The sequence below is a fragment of the Mesorhizobium sp. B3-2-1 genome (assembly GCF_006439515.1).
In the GTDB taxonomy this organism is placed as follows: Bacteria; Pseudomonadota; Alphaproteobacteria; order Rhizobiales; family Rhizobiaceae; genus Mesorhizobium.
In genome coordinates this window covers 57,536-72,279 of the sequence record NZ_VFTI01000011.1, presented here as the reverse complement: position 1 = coordinate 72,279, position 14,744 = coordinate 57,536, and the positions used below count along the sequence as shown (strand labels likewise).

Genomic DNA, 14,744 nt, shown 5'->3' with positions numbered 1-14,744 from the left:
ACGCGCTACTCGGCCGCTGCGCGGATGCCCGGCATGTCGGGAAAGGTGCAGATGACGGTCGTGCCCTTGTCCCTGCCGGTTTCGATGCGAACGGCGCCGCCATGCAGTTCGACAAAGCTCTTGACGATCGACAGGCCGAGGCCAGCGCCGCGCCGGCGGCCGCCATTGGCGCGCGGCTCGAAGCGGCGGAACACCGAATCGAGCACGTCGGGCGGCATGCCAGGGCCATCGTCATGAACCGAGAACTCGACCCCGTCCGCCAGCTGGCGGCAGGCCAGCCGGATGGTGCTGGCCTCCGGCGCGTAATTGGCGGCGTTGCTCAGCAGATTGTAGAGGATCTGGCGGATGCGGGTTTCATCGCCATGGAACGTCTTCGGCGCGGCGGCGGCGTCGACGGCAAGCCCGATCGAATGCTCTTCCAGCCGGTCGGCGACAAGCTCGGCGGCGGCTGCGATGGTGCGGTCGACATGCACTTCGGAAATGTCGAGCTGCATGATGCCGGCATCGACCGTCGCCAGGTCAAGTATGTCGTTGACGATGGTCAGCAGCACCGATGAGGACGAACCGACATGCTCGACATATTCGCGCTGCTTCTGCGTCAACGGTCCGGTCGCGGGCAGCGACAGCAGCTCGGTGAAGCCGATGATGTTGGTCAGCGGCGAACGCAGTTCATAGGACACATGCTGGACGAATTCGTTCTTGAGCTGATCTGATTTTTCGAGCGCCTCGTTCCTGTCCTTGAGCGCGCGTTCGACGTGGACGCTGTCGGTGACATCGACGAAGGTCATCATAACTTGCCCGTTGGGCAGCGGGATCACGGCGTATCGCAGCACGGTGCCGTTGTTGAGCTCGGTCTGGCCGTGGCGGTCGCGGCGCTCGTCGTCGAAGCCGGTGATGGCGGCGACGAAGCCGGGCCAGGGGCTCTCGACCGCTCGCCGATCGGAGAGCTCGCGTATGGCCGATACGTGCACATTGGGCTTGGCGGCTTCCCTGTCCAGTCCCCACAGCGTGGCAAAGGCCGGGTTCGACAGCCGCAGCCGGCCATCGGGGCCGAACACCGCGACGCCTTCGGCGAGATTGTCGAGCGTTTCGCCCTGGACCCGGACCGCGGTGCGGTAGCGGCTTTCGAGATCCATCTTCTCGGTCAGGTTCTCGAACACCCAGGTGACGCCGCCCTTGGGTTGCGGATTGGCGACGACACGGATCGTCTTGCCGTCGGGCAGGTGCCACCAGTGTTCCTGAGATTCGACCGCACGGTAGGCGCCGAGCAGGCCTTCCTTCCAGCGGCGCCATTCCGGCTGTTCGGCGATCTTGCCCTCGCTGCGCAGCCGGTCGAGCAAAAGGGCATTGTCGGGCGCGCTGTGCAGGAAGCCCGGGTCGAGGCCCCAGAGTTTCTGGAAGGCCTGGTTGAAGAAGCGCAGTTTCTCGTCGGTGTCGAAGATGGCGACCGCGGTGTTGAGCTGGTCGAGCGTATCGGCGTGGCTGCGCACGGTCCGCTCATATTCGCCACGGATGGCCTCGATGGCGCTGGTGTCGCAGGCAAGGCCGGCCGAACCGTCGGCGCCGGCAAAGTCGGTCACCGCGAACACGCGGCGGTCGCCTTCGATCACCGTCGAAAGCGATTGCTCGAACACGGGATGCGTTTTGTGTTGCGTGGCGATGGCGTCGCGCGCCTGGCCGCCGAGGAACTCCTTGGCGTCCCGCACGGCAGCTTCCGCGCTCTCGGCTTCGACCGCATCGGCATAGGCCCGGTTGACCCATTTGAGGCGGCCATGCTCGTCACGCAGCCACGCCGGCATCTTCAGCGCCTCGATCAGGCCGATCATCGTCTCATGGTCGGCGGCCAGCCGCTGGTTGTCGATTTTCAGTCGCGCCTGGCTGCGCTGCGTTTCGGAAAGCGAAACAAACCGCACCAGGATATGCGCGGCACTCTTGCGGCCATGCACTTCGAGCGGGGCACCAGCCTGGGATTCGATGACGAGGTCGAAGGGCTTGGCCTTTTCGCGCAACCCGGCGACGGCATGTTCGAGTGCTGCCGCCGAACGCGGCATCAGCCAGCGGCCGAAGGCCAGGAATGCCGCCCGCTCCTCGGGTGCGCCGCTTTCGACCGGCAATGTGCCGATCAGTTCGGGCTTCTTGTTTTCCGAGGCCCAGATGACCACACGCTGGTCGCGCAGATTGAGCAGCGCCTCCGAGCGGCGCAGCGCCGCGTTGACGTCGGCAATACGGCTTCTCAGGTCGACATTCTCCGCCGACGTGCGTGCCCGTTCGCGAATGAGAAAGATGGCCGACAGGAATGCCGCTCCCATCACCCCGGCAAAGACGGCGAGCTGCATGACCTCGATCGTGCTGACCGAAAGGCTGGCTGCGGCCGCATCGGCGCCTTGGGCGCGTGCGGCGCCGCCAAGCAACGGACTGGCAAGCGTGGAGCCGGCAAGCAGCAGTCCCGCGCGGCCACGCCACGAACGGCGCCCGCGCCATGCCGCGGAGCCTCTGGTCACCGAATCGTCGTGGCCGCCGGAAACGGCCTGTCCCGCGTGAAGCGGGTTTTCCCCCGGCATGTCTTGGTCCTCTTCGCCGCCTGAATGCAAGACCGCCCTGACGCGTGCGCCGGTCCTCGCCCCTGGACCCGCGAATCACAACAATAGCGCCTGCTGGAATCGGCGTGAAGAATCATTCGACGCAAAAATAATGCCGGGCGAAAAGTCAATCGCCCGGCATCAATATCTTGTAGTAAATTCGGCTTTGGTTAATAGCGGTAGTGTTCCGGCTTGAACGGGCCCTGCAGCGTGACGCCGATATAGGCGGCCTGCTCGCCCGATAGCTCGGTCAGGCGGGCGCCGAGCTTGTCGAGATGCAGGCGCGCCACCTTCTCGTCGAGATGCTTGGGCAGCACATAGACCTGGTTCTGGTACTGCTCACCCTTGGTGAACAGCTCGATCTGCGCCAGCACCTGGTTGGTGAAGGACGCCGACATGACGAAGCTCGGATGGCCGGTGGCGTTGCCGAGATTGAGCAGGCGGCCCTCCGACAGGAGGATCATCCGCTTGCCGTCGGGGAAGGTGATCATGTCAACCTGCGGCTTAACATTGGTCCACTTCAGATTGCGCAGCGATGCGACCTGGATCTCGTTGTCGAAATGGCCGATGTTGCCGACGATCACCATGTCCTTCATCGAGCGCATATGGTCGAGGGTGACGACATCCTTGTTGCCGGTGGTGGTGATGACGATGTCGGCGGTCGGTGCCGCATCTTCCAGCGTGACCACTTCAAAGCCGTCCATCGCCGCCTGCAGCGCGCAGATCGGATCGACCTCGGTGACCTTGACGCGGGCGCCCGCGCCCTTGAGCGAGGCCGACGAGCCCTTGCCGACGTCGCCATAGCCGCAGACGACTGCGACCTTGCCGGCCATCATCGTGTCGGTGCCGCGGCGGATGCCGTCGACCAGCGATTCCTTGCAGCCATATTTGTTGTCGAACTTCGACTTGGTGACCGAGTCGTTGACGTTGATGGCCGGGAAGGGCAGCAGGCCCTTCTTCTGCAACTGGTAGAGCCGGTTGACGCCGGTCGTCGTCTCTTCGGTGACGCCGCGGATCGCCGCCTTCTGCTTGGTGAAGAAGCCCGGCGAAGCCTTCAGGCGCTTTTTCACCTGGGCATAGAAGTATTCCTCTTCCTCGCTCTGCGGATTGGACAGCACGTCCTCGCCGGCCTCGGCACGGGCGCCGATCAGGATGTACATGGTGGCGTCGCCGCCATCATCGAGGACCATGTTGGAGAGGCCGCCGTCGGCCCACTGGAAGATCCTGTCGGTGTAGTCCCAGTACTGCTCGAGGCTCTCGCCCTTGACGGCGAAGACCGGAATGCCGGCCTCGGCGATGGCCGCGGCGGCGTGGTCCTGGGTCGAGAAGATGTTGCAGGACGCCCAGCGGATGTCGGCGCCGAGCACCTTCAGCGTCTCAATCAGCACCGCTGTCTGGATGGTCATGTGCAGTGAACCGGTGATGCGCGCGCCCTTGAGCGGCTGCTTGGCGCCGAATTCCTCGCGGCAGGCCATCAGGCCCGGCATTTCGGTTTCGGCGATATCGAGTTCCTTGCGGCCCCAGCCGGCAAGCGAGATGTCGGCGACCACATAGTCCTTGCTACCCGTCATGGCAGTGCTCCGATGCGAATTGTTATGCGAATTTTTAGCGGATGCGCCCGTGCCGGAAGACATTTCCAAGGGCGCGAATTGCCGGCCTGACTAGCAGATCAGGCTTCACACGACAATGGGATATAAAGAAATCTTTATTCGTGCATGTCTCGGAGAGCTGACTCGGGATCAGCACTCTTCGCCGAAACGGGAGGCGACAAGCTGCTCCAGCGCATCCATGACCTCGAGCGCCTCCGGGCCGCTGGCGGTGACGCGGATCGAGTATCCCGGGCTGGCGGCCAGCATCATCAGGCCCATGATCGAGGTGCCGCCGACCCTGACGCCGTCCTTCTCGACATGGACTGAAGCGTTGAAGCCGCTGGCAAGCTGGACGAACTTCGCCGAAGCGCGCGCATGCAGCCCGCGCTGGTTGACGATCGGAAACTCCCGGACGATCTGGTCTTTTTCCGGGGATATCGCGTTCATTTACTGCTCAAAAGCTGGCTGGCGACGTTGATGTATTTGCGGCCCGCGGCCTGCGCTTCATCGAGCGCCGCCGCCATGTTGTCGCCCTTGCGGATCGACGACAGCTTGATCAGCATCGGCAGGTTCATGCCGGCGATCACTTCGGTTCGGCCGGACTCCATCACCGAGATTGCAAGGTTGGATGGCGTGCCGCCGAACATGTCGGTCAACACGATCACACCTGCTCCCGTATCGACACGGGCGACCGCGTCGACGATGTCGCGGCGACGCTGCTCCATATCGTCGTCGGCACCGATCGCCACGGTTTCGAAATTGTCTTGTGGCCCGACGACATGTTCGACGGCATGTCTGAACTCGGTGGCCAGTTGACCGTGCGTTACAAGCACGAGTCCGATCATTCTTTGGTGGCTCCCGTCATCGCCGCTTCACAGGCGCATTTTATGTTCGCCAGCCATTCCAGGCGGCGGGAGCGCTATCTTGTCGACGCGCGGCCCGTTGACAAGCCCAAAATTACGCCGGCCCATGCCATTTTGACGCATTGCAGCAAAAAACCCAGGGCGGATCATAGAAAAGGCGCGATCGATAGCCGTGCCATCACGGCGGGCAAGGCAACCGCGACATTGCGCTCGCCCAGATCGATGCACGCCACCGTGCAGCCGGCGAGGTCGTCGCGGACGTCCTCCTGGAAGCGTGCGATTTCGGCGGCCGGCAACAGCCGCACATGCAGGTCGACGACGCAGGCCGGCTCGAACGGCAGAGGCCGTGGCCCAAGTCCCGGTACTTCGGCCAGGCCCTCGATGGTGGCGGGCGCACGGCACACCAGCCGCCCCGCATGGGCTTCGACGAAGAGCTGATCGTCGCCGACGAGCCGCGAGAACAATCCGCGCCGCATGCAATGGCCGATCAGCGTCAGCGCCAACGTCGTCTTGCCCGACCCGGACGACCCGGTGATGAAGATGCCGCGCTCGCCGATCAGCAGTGCCGTGGCGTGAACGTTCTCAGGCCGCACGTCGCAATCCCTGACGATCGGCGATCATCCCTCGGCCGGCAGCGTCACGACGAAGCGCGCACCCTTGATCTCGCCGGGCTTGGTGCCGGGGATGTTTTCGGCGGTCAGCGTGCCGCCATGGGCCTCGACGATCTGCCTGGAGATCGACAGGCCAAGCCCCGAATTCTGGCCGAACGCCTCGCTGGCGGGCCGGTCGGTATAGAAGCGTTCGAAGATGCGGTCGATGTTGTCGGCGCGGATGCCGGGGCCATTGTCGTCGATGGTCAGGATGTTGAACTTGCCGGCGCGCGCCAGCGACAGGCTGATGTGGCCATGGTCCTCGGGCACGAACGAGCGGGCGTTCTCGATCAGGTTGGTGATGACCTGGCCGATGCGCAGATCATGGCCGACGACGACATAGCCCTTGGCGCCCTGCGGCAGCTTGGCAATCTTGAGCTCGATCTCGACCGCCTTCTTGTTGCGCGTCGTTTCACGCGAAACAGCGACGAGGTCGGTGACGAATTTCTTCAGGTCGACGGTGCCGGCATCTTCGCGCGCCAGTTCCGCGTCGAGGCGGGAGGCGTCGGAAATGTCGGTGATGAGACGGTCCAGCCGTTTGACGTCATGCTGGATGATCTCCATCAGACGTGCGCGTGAGGTGTCGTTCTTCGCGAGCGGCAATGTTTCGACGGCACTGCGCAGCGACGTCAGCGGGTTCTTCAGCTCATGCGACACATCGGCGGCGAAACTCTCGATCGCCTCGATGCGCGCATAGAGCGCGTTGGTCATGTCGCGCACGGCGACCGACAGATTGCCGATCTCGTCCTGGCGGTCGGAAAAGTCGGGGATTTCCTCGCGGCTCTTGACGCCGCGCCTGACCCGTACGGCAGCGGCGGACAGCCGGCGCAGCGGGTTGGCGATGGTGGAGGCCAGGAGCATGGACAGGATGGCGGTGACGAGCGCCGCGATGCCGAAGACGCGCAGGATCGCCTTGCGTTCGGCGGCGACGATCTTGTCGATGTCGCCGCCTTCGGTCGACAGCATCAGCACACCGAGAACGGCGCGAAAACGCTGGATCGGCACCGCCACTGAGACGATCTGCTCGCCCTGCTCGGAGACGCGCACGATGGTCGACGGGCTGCCGGTAAGCGCCTTGACCACTTCGGGGAAGGCGGCGCCGTTGCCGCCAGGCTGCTCATGATAGACCGGCAGGTCAGTGTTGCGGAAGAAGTCGAAGATGAACTTCTGGATGCGCTCGACGAGGTCGGGCTCTTCCTCTTCCACCGGCGGCAGGTCGTAGCGCAGGATCTGACCGCGCGAATAGAGGTGGCGCGAATCCAATAGCAGGTTGGCATCGCGGTCGTAGATGCGGGCACGGGTGCGGGTCGGTGAGATCAGCCGCCGCAACACCGGCGCCACGCGCTCTGGGTTGATCGGAAAATCCAGATTGTCGAGCTGGTCAGAGCCAGGTCCCAGGCTTTCGCCGGCCTGCAGCTCGAGCAGCTTTTCCGGGTCGATGCTGATCGAATCCGTCTCGACCGTCGCCGACGCCGCGATGGCGCCGGCGATGATCTCGCCTTGCGTCATCAGGCTTTCCACGCGCGCGTCGATCAGCCCGTCGCGGAAGGTGTTGAGGTAGAGGATGCCGGTGACCAGGACAGCCAGGCCGGCAAGGTTGAGGAAGAGGATACGCCGCGTCAGGCTGGAAAAGATGTGGTGGCCGAGGAACCGGCGCATCGGCACCGTGATTTTCGACACGAAGGAAGGCATGATGCGCGACGGCCGCCTGGCGGCGCCCGTCGACCTGCTTCGCTGTGCTTCCACTGCCATCGAATAGCAGCTCCCGCTAGTCCTTGGTTTGATGCATGTCGCAGTCCCGAGCCCGGGACCGCTTTTGGTCGACATACATCAAATTATGCTTCGCGGAACCGGTATCCGACTCCGTAAAGGGTTTCGATCATCTCGAAGTCGTCGTCGACGGCCTTGAACTTCTTGCGTAGCCGCTTGATGTGGCTGTCGATCGTGCGGTCATCGACATAGACCTGCTCATCATAAGCCGAATCCATCAGCGCATCACGGCTTTTTACCACACCGGGGCGTTGCGCCAGCGAATGCAGGATCAGGAACTCGGTGACGGTGAGCGTCACCGGCTCGCCTTTCCAAGTGCAGGTATGGCGTTCCTGGTCCATCACGAGCTGGCCGCGCTCGAGCGAGCGGGCCTGCTGGCTGGGCGCTTTTGCCGCGGCCTCGCGGGCGCTGGCCCGGCGCAATACCGCGCGCACCCGCTCGACCAGCAGGCGCTGCGAGAACGGCTTGCGGATGAAGTCGTCGGCGCCCATCTTGAGGCCGAACAATTCATCGATCTCGTCGTCCTTGGAGGTCAGGAAGATCACCGGCAGGTCGGATTTCTGGCGCATCCGGCGCAGAAGTTCCATGCCGTCCATGCGCGGCATCTTGATGTCGAGGATGGCGAGGTTCGGCGGCCGGGCCGCCAGGCCTTCCAGCGCGGACGCACCATCCGTATAGGTCTCGACACGATACCCCTCGGATTCGAGGGCGATCGACACCGATGTCAGAATGTTGCGGTCGTCATCGACAAGCGCGATTGTTGCCATTTCAAGCGGCTCCCTCATGAGCTGTCCCTTCTGTCGTAAGAGAAGGGGCTTTTGCAGGACAAATTAGGTACAAAATGTGGCATAGGCCTTGTCCGCTGTCACGAGCGGCGTGCCGGCGGCCACAATCCTACCTCGACACGGATTGGACGAACGATAACCGCCAATCCTTTGGGCAACCACGAAACTTTTTGCATATATAAACGATTTAAACAACTTTCAAATTTTTTAAATCGATTAAAGATTTGATATCATTTGGCTTTTCTGGTTCTGACCATCTTGGCCTGCTTGGCAGGTGTGCCGGAAATATGCCGGCGAAGATGCGGCAAGCTTGAGAAGGGCCACAAATGTCGGAAGTCGGCAAACGCAATCCTGCCTGCGCGATCGATCGTGTCGGTCTGAAAACCTCCGGCGTGGTGCGCTATAATTTCGGTGCGGCTGCCCTCTACGAGGAAGCGATCCGGCGCGGTGAAGCCCGGCTGACCGCGCATGGCGCACTTGTCGCCGAGACCGGACAGCACACCGGTCGCTCGCCCAAGGACAAGTTCGTCGTTCGCGACGGTGCCACCGAACCGCAAGTCTGGTGGGATAACAACAAGGCGATCTCGCCGACCCAATTCGACACTCTGCTCGCCGATTTCCAGGCCCACGCCGCGGACAGGGATCTCTATGTGCAAGATCTGGTCGGCGGCGCCGACGCGGAGCTCAAGCTGCCCACCAGGGTGATCACCGAATTTGCCTGGCACTCGCTGTTCATCCGCAACCTGCTCATCCGTCCCGACGCGGCCGAACTCGAACAGTTCGTGCCCGGGACGACCATCATCGACCTGCCGTCCTTCCGTGCCGATCCCGCCCGCCATGGCAGCCGCACCGAGACGGTGATCGCCGTCGACCTGACACGCAAGATCGTGCTGATCGGCGGCACCTCCTATGCCGGCGAGATGAAGAAGTCGGTGTTCACCATGCTCAACTACCTCCTGCCGGAGAAGGGCGTGATGCCGATGCACTGCTCGGCCAATGAGGGACCGGCCGGCGATGCCGCCATCTTCTTCGGCCTGTCGGGCACCGGCAAGACCACGCTGTCGGCCGATCCGTCGCGCACCTTGATCGGCGACGACGAGCATGGCTGGGGTCCGCACGGCATCTTCAATTTCGAAGGCGGCTGCTACGCCAAGACCATCAAGCTGTCGGCGGAAGCCGAGCCGGAGATCTTCGCCACCACGCAGCGCTTCGGCACCGTGTTGGAAAACGTCGTGCTCGACGCCGATGCCGTGCCGGATTTCAATGACGGTCGGCTCACCGAAAACACACGCTGCGCCTATCCGCTCGACTTCATCCCCAATGCCTCGAAGACCGGGCGCGCCAGTCACCCGAAAAACATCATCATGCTGACCGCCGACGCTTTCGGCGTGATGCCACCGATCGCCAGGCTGACGCCGGCGCAGGCGATGTATCATTTCCTCTCCGGCTATACGGCCAAGGTGGCCGGAACGGAAAAGGGCGTGACCGAGCCCGAGGCGACCTTCTCGACCTGCTTCGGCGCGCCGTTCATGCCGCGCCATCCCTCGGAATACGGCAATCTTCTGCGCGAGCTGATCGCCCGCCACGGCGCCGATTGCTGGCTGGTCAACACCGGCTGGACCGGCGGCGCCCATGGCACCGGCAGGCGCATGCCGATCAAGGCGACGCGCGCCTTGCTCGCCGCCGCCCTCGACGGTTCGCTGAAGACGGCCAGGTTCCGCACCGACGCCAATTTCGGCTTCGAGGTGCCGGAGGCCGTGCCTGGCGTCGACAGCGCCATTCTCGATCCGCGCTCCACCTGGATCGACAAGGCTGCCTACGACCTGCAGGCGGCAAGGCTGGTCGGCATGTTCGCCGTCAATTTCGAGAAATTCGAACCGCATGTCGATGCAACCGTCATGGGCGCGGCGCCCCACATGCAGGTAGCGGCGGAGTAATCGCCAGGGCATCGTTGTCACTCAGCACCATTGAAGGCCCGGTTTCGATCGGGCCTTTTCTTTTTCGGTCCGCCGCGCCATGACTGCGGCATGCCGATCGACGACGACATCATCATATCGGGCGAAGCCGTGATCCGCCCGGGCGACCTGCACGAGGATTTCATCCGCTCGTCCGGTCCCGGCGGCCAGAATGTCAACAAGGTGGCGACGGCGGTGCAGCTTCGCTTCGACGCGCAAAACGCGGAGGGCCTGTCGGACCGCGTGCGCGAGCGGACCATAAAACTTGCCGGCCAGCGCGCCACCAAGGACGGTGTCATCGTCATCGAGGCCGGGCGCTTCCGCACCCAGGAACAGAACCGCGCCGATGCGCGGGCGAGGCTCACGGCACTGGTGGCCAAGGCCGCAGAACCACCGCCGCCGCCGCGCAAGAAGACGCGGCCGTCCAAGGGTGCGGTCGAGCGGCGGCTGAAGAGCAAGGCGGGACGCGGCACGATCAAGAAGCTGCGCGGCCGGGTGGAAAACGATTAAGCACCACTATCATGTACAATCGGTCTCCCAATCTTTGTCCGTCAACCGCCTTTGGCCAATTGGGAAACGCGAATTCACCGCCCATTCCCGCTTCGGCAATTTCAATGAGATCGACGACGGATTTCGGGTCGCCCCATGCCTGTGATGGTGGCATCCTGCGGCTCCGAACATCCGCGAGGTGAGCCAATTCCATGCTCGTTCTGCCCAAGGGCGTCCGCCACATGCCGGGCCATCTGTCCCGCGCCGTCCAGGAGACGCTGGTCGAGGAGGTGAGGAGCATCGTCCAGCAAGCGCCGCTGTTCGTGCCGGCCATGCCGCGGACCGGCAAGGAGATGAGCGTGCGCATGACCAATTGCGGTCCGCTCGGCTGGGTCACCGACAAGGAACGCGGCTATCGCTACCAGCCGACGCATCCACTGACCGGAGAGCCGTGGCCGCCCATCCCAGACAGCCTGCTCGACCTGTGGCGGCAGGTATCGGGCTATCCGAATCCACCGCAGGCCTGCCTGATCAATTTCTACACGGCCGACGCGAAGATGGGCCTGCATCAGGATCGCGACGAGGCCGATTTCTCGGCACCGGTCGTCTCGGTCTCGCTGGGCGACGACTGCCTGTTCAGGGTTGGCCAGACAACGCGCGATGGCGCCACCAAATCGTTCAGGCTGAAAAGCGGCGATGTCGTCGTGCTTGGCGGCGAGGGCCGTCTTGCCTTCCATGGCGTCGACCGCATCTACCCTTCGACCTCGGCGCTGCTCAAGAACGGCGGCAGGATCAATCTGACGCTGCGGCGGGTGACGAAGCCCGACGAGAGTTCCAACTAAGCCCATCTTAACGCGCGTCGTTTACCAAGGCGGACAGGGTCTTGGAAACAGCGCAATGGCACCGGCCGATCAGACTGCCCGCAATCGATCCGATTTCCGTTTCGCGGCACTTGTGCTGTGCACCGGAATCCTGATCGGACTGCGCTACCATCTTGCCTTGTGGACCTTCGACGAGCACGGCTTCTCCGAACTCAGTGACCGGCTGCCTTATTGGGATTTCACCAATCTGTGGGCCGGCGGACGCATGGCGCTCGACGGCCATGTAGCCTGGCTGTTTGACGTCGACAGCTATCGCGCGGCCTTGCGGCGGATGTTTTCGCCCGATCTTCCCAACCAGGAATGGAGCTACCCGCCCAGCATCCTGGTCTTCGGCGCGCCGCTCGCGCTGCTGCCGATCTTTCCGGCCTATTTCATCTGGACTTTCGGCACCGTCTTCTGCCTCTGGCTGGCGGTGCGGCCGCTGAAACTGGGCACGCGGGCCGAAGCGGCCGTCCTTGTGTGTCCGGCCGTCTTCATCAACGCCATCTTCGGCCAGAACGGTGCCCTGACCACCGCTCTTCTCATTGGCGGACTGGCCGTGGCGCCAAAACGGCCGATCCTGGCTGGGCTGTTGTTCGGTTTGCTGACGGCCAAGCCGCATCTGGGCATTCTGGTGCCGTTCTGCCTGCTGGCCGGCGGCAACTGGCGTGCCATCGCCGCCGCGGCCCTGTCATCGGCCATGCTGCTCATTGTGACCGGGCTCTCGCTCGGGTTCGACGTCTGGCATCTGTTCTGGACCGAAACCCGCCCCCTGATGACGGCGATCCTGGAGGCACCCTATCCGCAACCCTACCAGGCCAATGCCGCAACCATGTTCTTCCTGGCGCGCGCATGCGGCGCCGGGCTGGCAGTGGCCTATGCGATGCAGGCTGTTGCAACCATTGCCGCGATCTGCGCCGCCATCTGGGTCTGGTTGCCCCAGCGGCAGGTCGAGCACGGCGAAAGAGTGGTCCTTACCGCCGTGCTGGCAACGGTCGCGACGCCCTATGGCTACAGCTACGACACGGTCGGTCTTGCCGTCGCAGTGGCCTACCTGTTTTCGACGCGCGCCAACATGCCCAGGATTTTCCTGGCGCTCATCTGGCTCTATCCTGCCATCGCCCATCTGGTGAACGGCATCGGGCTTGGCATCGGCGTGTTGGTGCCCTTGTCCCTGTCGGCATGGATGCTTGCCGACATAATAGCCCGCGAGCGCAGGCCCACGGTTGCCGGCACGTCAGGCATCGACATGCCGTCGTAGGACGCTGGCTGAACTGCCTATTGGCGAGCTTTGACGTCGGCGCGGATGAGCAGGGTCACCGACCCGTTCTGAAGCAGTGGGCGGTAATCCGCCAAGGTCTTGGCGATTGCGATGTTGTCCCTCAAAGGTATTGGCGGTATTGGCGCACGCGGCTCTGCCGTCCCGTCGTCGACTACGATGTCGGGCCGTTTCGCGGCAAGTTCGCCGGCTATCGCCGCGGTATATTGCCGGCGCAAAGTCTCCAGATCCAGCCGTTGGGCAGGGTCCTGCGCCAACCCGACGAGGATCCTGGCATCATTGACCATCCAGGCGGACGGGTTGCGTGCCACGACACGGGCGCCAGTCATTCGGGCGAGGGGATTGCCGGCCTGCAGCCGCGAGCCGATCGACATGAAAGTTGGATGGTCGATCGCGCGGCTGACGGCGACCGCCGCCGCGTCGAGATCGCCGCGTGGCTGAGTGAATGCCAAGCCTTGTTGCAACACGACCAATTCCAGGATCGAAAACAGCCCAAGCGCGGCCCCAAAGATGGATGGCGGAGGGAGACTTCGCAATGGTTTCAACCTGATAGACTGCAGCATCAATGCCAGGACCCCGACTGTCAGGAACGGCAGCGCCTGATATGTCCACCCCTTGCCCATGATGACGAAGGCCGGGACATAGGCCGCTCCCGCCAAAAGCAGTATTTGCGCATCGCGGTGAGGCCGACCGGGATAGGCCATCACCAGTGTGGCTCCTGCCATGGCCGCGAACATAGGGATAGGCCATAGCATCAACATGTCCATGACCGGCATCCGCATCGGCAGATAGACCTGACGCAACAAAGGCAGCACCTCGGCGAAGAAAGGCTGCATGAAAACAGCAAGTGCAATCAGATAGGCAACGGTCAGAATACCGCCGACGACACTCTCCGTTGTAAAAAGCGGACGCAATGAGCGTCGCTGTAGTGCAATCACAAGGGCCGGCAGCGCCAGGGCCAGCACGCTGTAGGGTGGTTTGATCATCACGAAGATACCGGCCCCGACACCGGCGACGATCCGTTCGGCGGTGCTGCCGGTACGAAAATCCACCGTTCGGTCACGTGCCGAAAGCAACGCCAGCCACGGCAGCAAGGCAATTACGGCAATCTGCTCGCGCTGGCCGAAATCCGGCGGAAACAGGAAAAGCACGACAAACACCGCCGCCGGAATGATCCAGACGCACCGCTTCAGAACCTCGTCGGTCCGCGCAAGAATACGAGCCGAAAAGCAGACTGAAGCAGCCGCGAGCGCCGCCACGCCCACACTCACCCAAAATTCCGCCGACAGGCCGGTCAGGCGTTCCATGGCGAGGAAAGGCAGATAGAGCCAGGTTGAAAAAGGTGGATTGCCCTCGGCGATATCGACGTAAAGACGTTCGCCGTCGAGGACACGGTCGCCAACCGTCAGCAGCCAGGACACGTCGACATTGCTCGGCACCACGAAGAGCGAGACGACGATCGCATAAATGGCGATCGACAGTGTTGCGACAACCGGCCCGACAAGTCGAAATACAACCTTGCTGGATTTCAAGCTTGCCAGCTTGCCCTGAGCAGCGAGCGGCGCATTCATGCAAACGGCTTTCATCACCAGAACGACCAGTATCGGTGAGTTCTAGCAGCGAGCAGTTAAGGGCGTTCTAACCTGGCGGTTGAACGACCGTTACAGATTGCACGGCACGTCGCTGTCGGCCTTGATGCTTGCCGGGATCAGGCTCGCGGACGCAAGAACCTTGTTTCGACGGCTGCAGGCGGGCCAGACATCATAGCCATGGCGAACAGATGTCGCTTTCGTCTCAGCCGATCGCCGAAAAGGTCGCCGAGACCAGCTGGAAAGGCAATGCGCCATAGGTGGCGACCGTCGCCTGATCGTCCCATCGGCGGAATTGCCGCGACGGCCGAAGAAGGATTCGAAAACGATATCCCG

The 14,744-nt window shown here is 63.1% G+C and carries 12 protein-coding genes; 4 read left to right on the top strand and 8 right to left on the bottom strand.

Annotated elements, in window-relative coordinates; genetic code table 11:
* Positions 1-5: 5 nt before the first annotated feature.
* From FJW08_RS13670 to FJW08_RS13635, 7 genes are all read right to left on the bottom strand, one after another.
* Positions 6-2,561 carry a PAS domain-containing sensor histidine kinase gene (locus FJW08_RS13670; RefSeq protein WP_140811005.1) on the bottom strand — a complete coding sequence of 852 codons (2,556 nt, stop codon included), beginning with the start codon at positions 2,559-2,561 and terminating at the stop codon, positions 6-8.
* A gap of 188 nt (positions 2,562-2,749) precedes the next feature.
* Complete coding sequence (ahcY, locus tag FJW08_RS13665; protein WP_140811004.1) at positions 2,750-4,150, bottom strand: adenosylhomocysteinase; 1,401 nt, start codon at positions 4,148-4,150, stop codon at positions 2,750-2,752.
* A gap of 168 nt (positions 4,151-4,318) precedes the next feature.
* Positions 4,319-4,615, bottom strand: a complete 297-nt coding sequence (locus FJW08_RS13660; protein ID WP_140757225.1) for an HPr family phosphocarrier protein — start codon at positions 4,613-4,615, stop codon at positions 4,319-4,321.
* Complete coding sequence (locus tag FJW08_RS13655; protein WP_010912939.1) at positions 4,612-5,013, bottom strand: PTS sugar transporter subunit IIA; 402 nt, start codon at positions 5,011-5,013, stop codon at positions 4,612-4,614. The genes FJW08_RS13660 and FJW08_RS13655 overlap by 4 nt, the downstream gene beginning before the upstream one ends.
* Positions 5,014-5,177: 164 nt before the next feature.
* Positions 5,178-5,624 (bottom strand): HPr kinase/phosphorylase, encoded by a 447-nt coding sequence (locus FJW08_RS13645; protein WP_140811003.1) that lies wholly within the window; start codon positions 5,622-5,624, stop codon positions 5,178-5,180.
* Positions 5,625-5,648: 24 nt separating this feature from the next.
* On the bottom strand, positions 5,649-7,433 hold the full coding sequence (locus FJW08_RS13640) for a sensor histidine kinase (protein ID WP_140811002.1): 1,785 nt from the start codon (positions 7,431-7,433) through the stop codon (positions 5,649-5,651).
* A gap of 83 nt (positions 7,434-7,516) precedes the next feature.
* Entirely contained in the window at positions 7,517-8,218 is a 702-nt protein-coding gene (locus FJW08_RS13635; RefSeq protein ID WP_010912942.1) for a response regulator transcription factor, read from the bottom strand.
* A gap of 344 nt (positions 8,219-8,562) precedes the next feature.
* Between FJW08_RS13635 and FJW08_RS13630 the strand changes: the two genes are divergently transcribed.
* The 4 genes from FJW08_RS13630 (at position 8,563) to FJW08_RS13615 (ending at position 12,801) form a co-directional block, all read left to right on the top strand.
* Positions 8,563-10,173: a phosphoenolpyruvate carboxykinase gene (locus tag FJW08_RS13630; protein WP_140811001.1), complete on the top strand. Its 1,611-nt coding sequence runs from the start codon at positions 8,563-8,565 to the stop codon at positions 10,171-10,173.
* Positions 10,174-10,263: 90 nt separating this feature from the next.
* Positions 10,264-10,701: an alternative ribosome rescue aminoacyl-tRNA hydrolase ArfB gene (gene arfB, locus FJW08_RS13625; RefSeq protein WP_140811000.1), complete on the top strand. Its 438-nt coding sequence runs from the start codon at positions 10,264-10,266 to the stop codon at positions 10,699-10,701.
* 191 nt (positions 10,702-10,892) lie between these two features.
* Positions 10,893-11,522, top strand: a complete 630-nt coding sequence (locus FJW08_RS13620) for an alpha-ketoglutarate-dependent dioxygenase AlkB (protein ID WP_140810998.1) — start codon at positions 10,893-10,895, stop codon at positions 11,520-11,522.
* A gap of 55 nt (positions 11,523-11,577) precedes the next feature.
* Positions 11,578-12,801 (top strand): glycosyltransferase family 87 protein, encoded by a 1,224-nt coding sequence (locus FJW08_RS13615; RefSeq protein ID WP_140810997.1) that lies wholly within the window; start codon positions 11,578-11,580, stop codon positions 12,799-12,801.
* Positions 12,802-12,818: 17 nt separating this feature from the next.
* Here the strand turns inward: FJW08_RS13615 and FJW08_RS13610 are convergent, their stop codons facing one another.
* A complete protein-coding gene (locus FJW08_RS13610; RefSeq protein WP_140810996.1) occupies positions 12,819-14,390 on the bottom strand; it encodes a hypothetical protein in 1,572 nt (523 codons plus the stop codon).
* Positions 14,391-14,744: the final 354 nt, after the last annotated feature.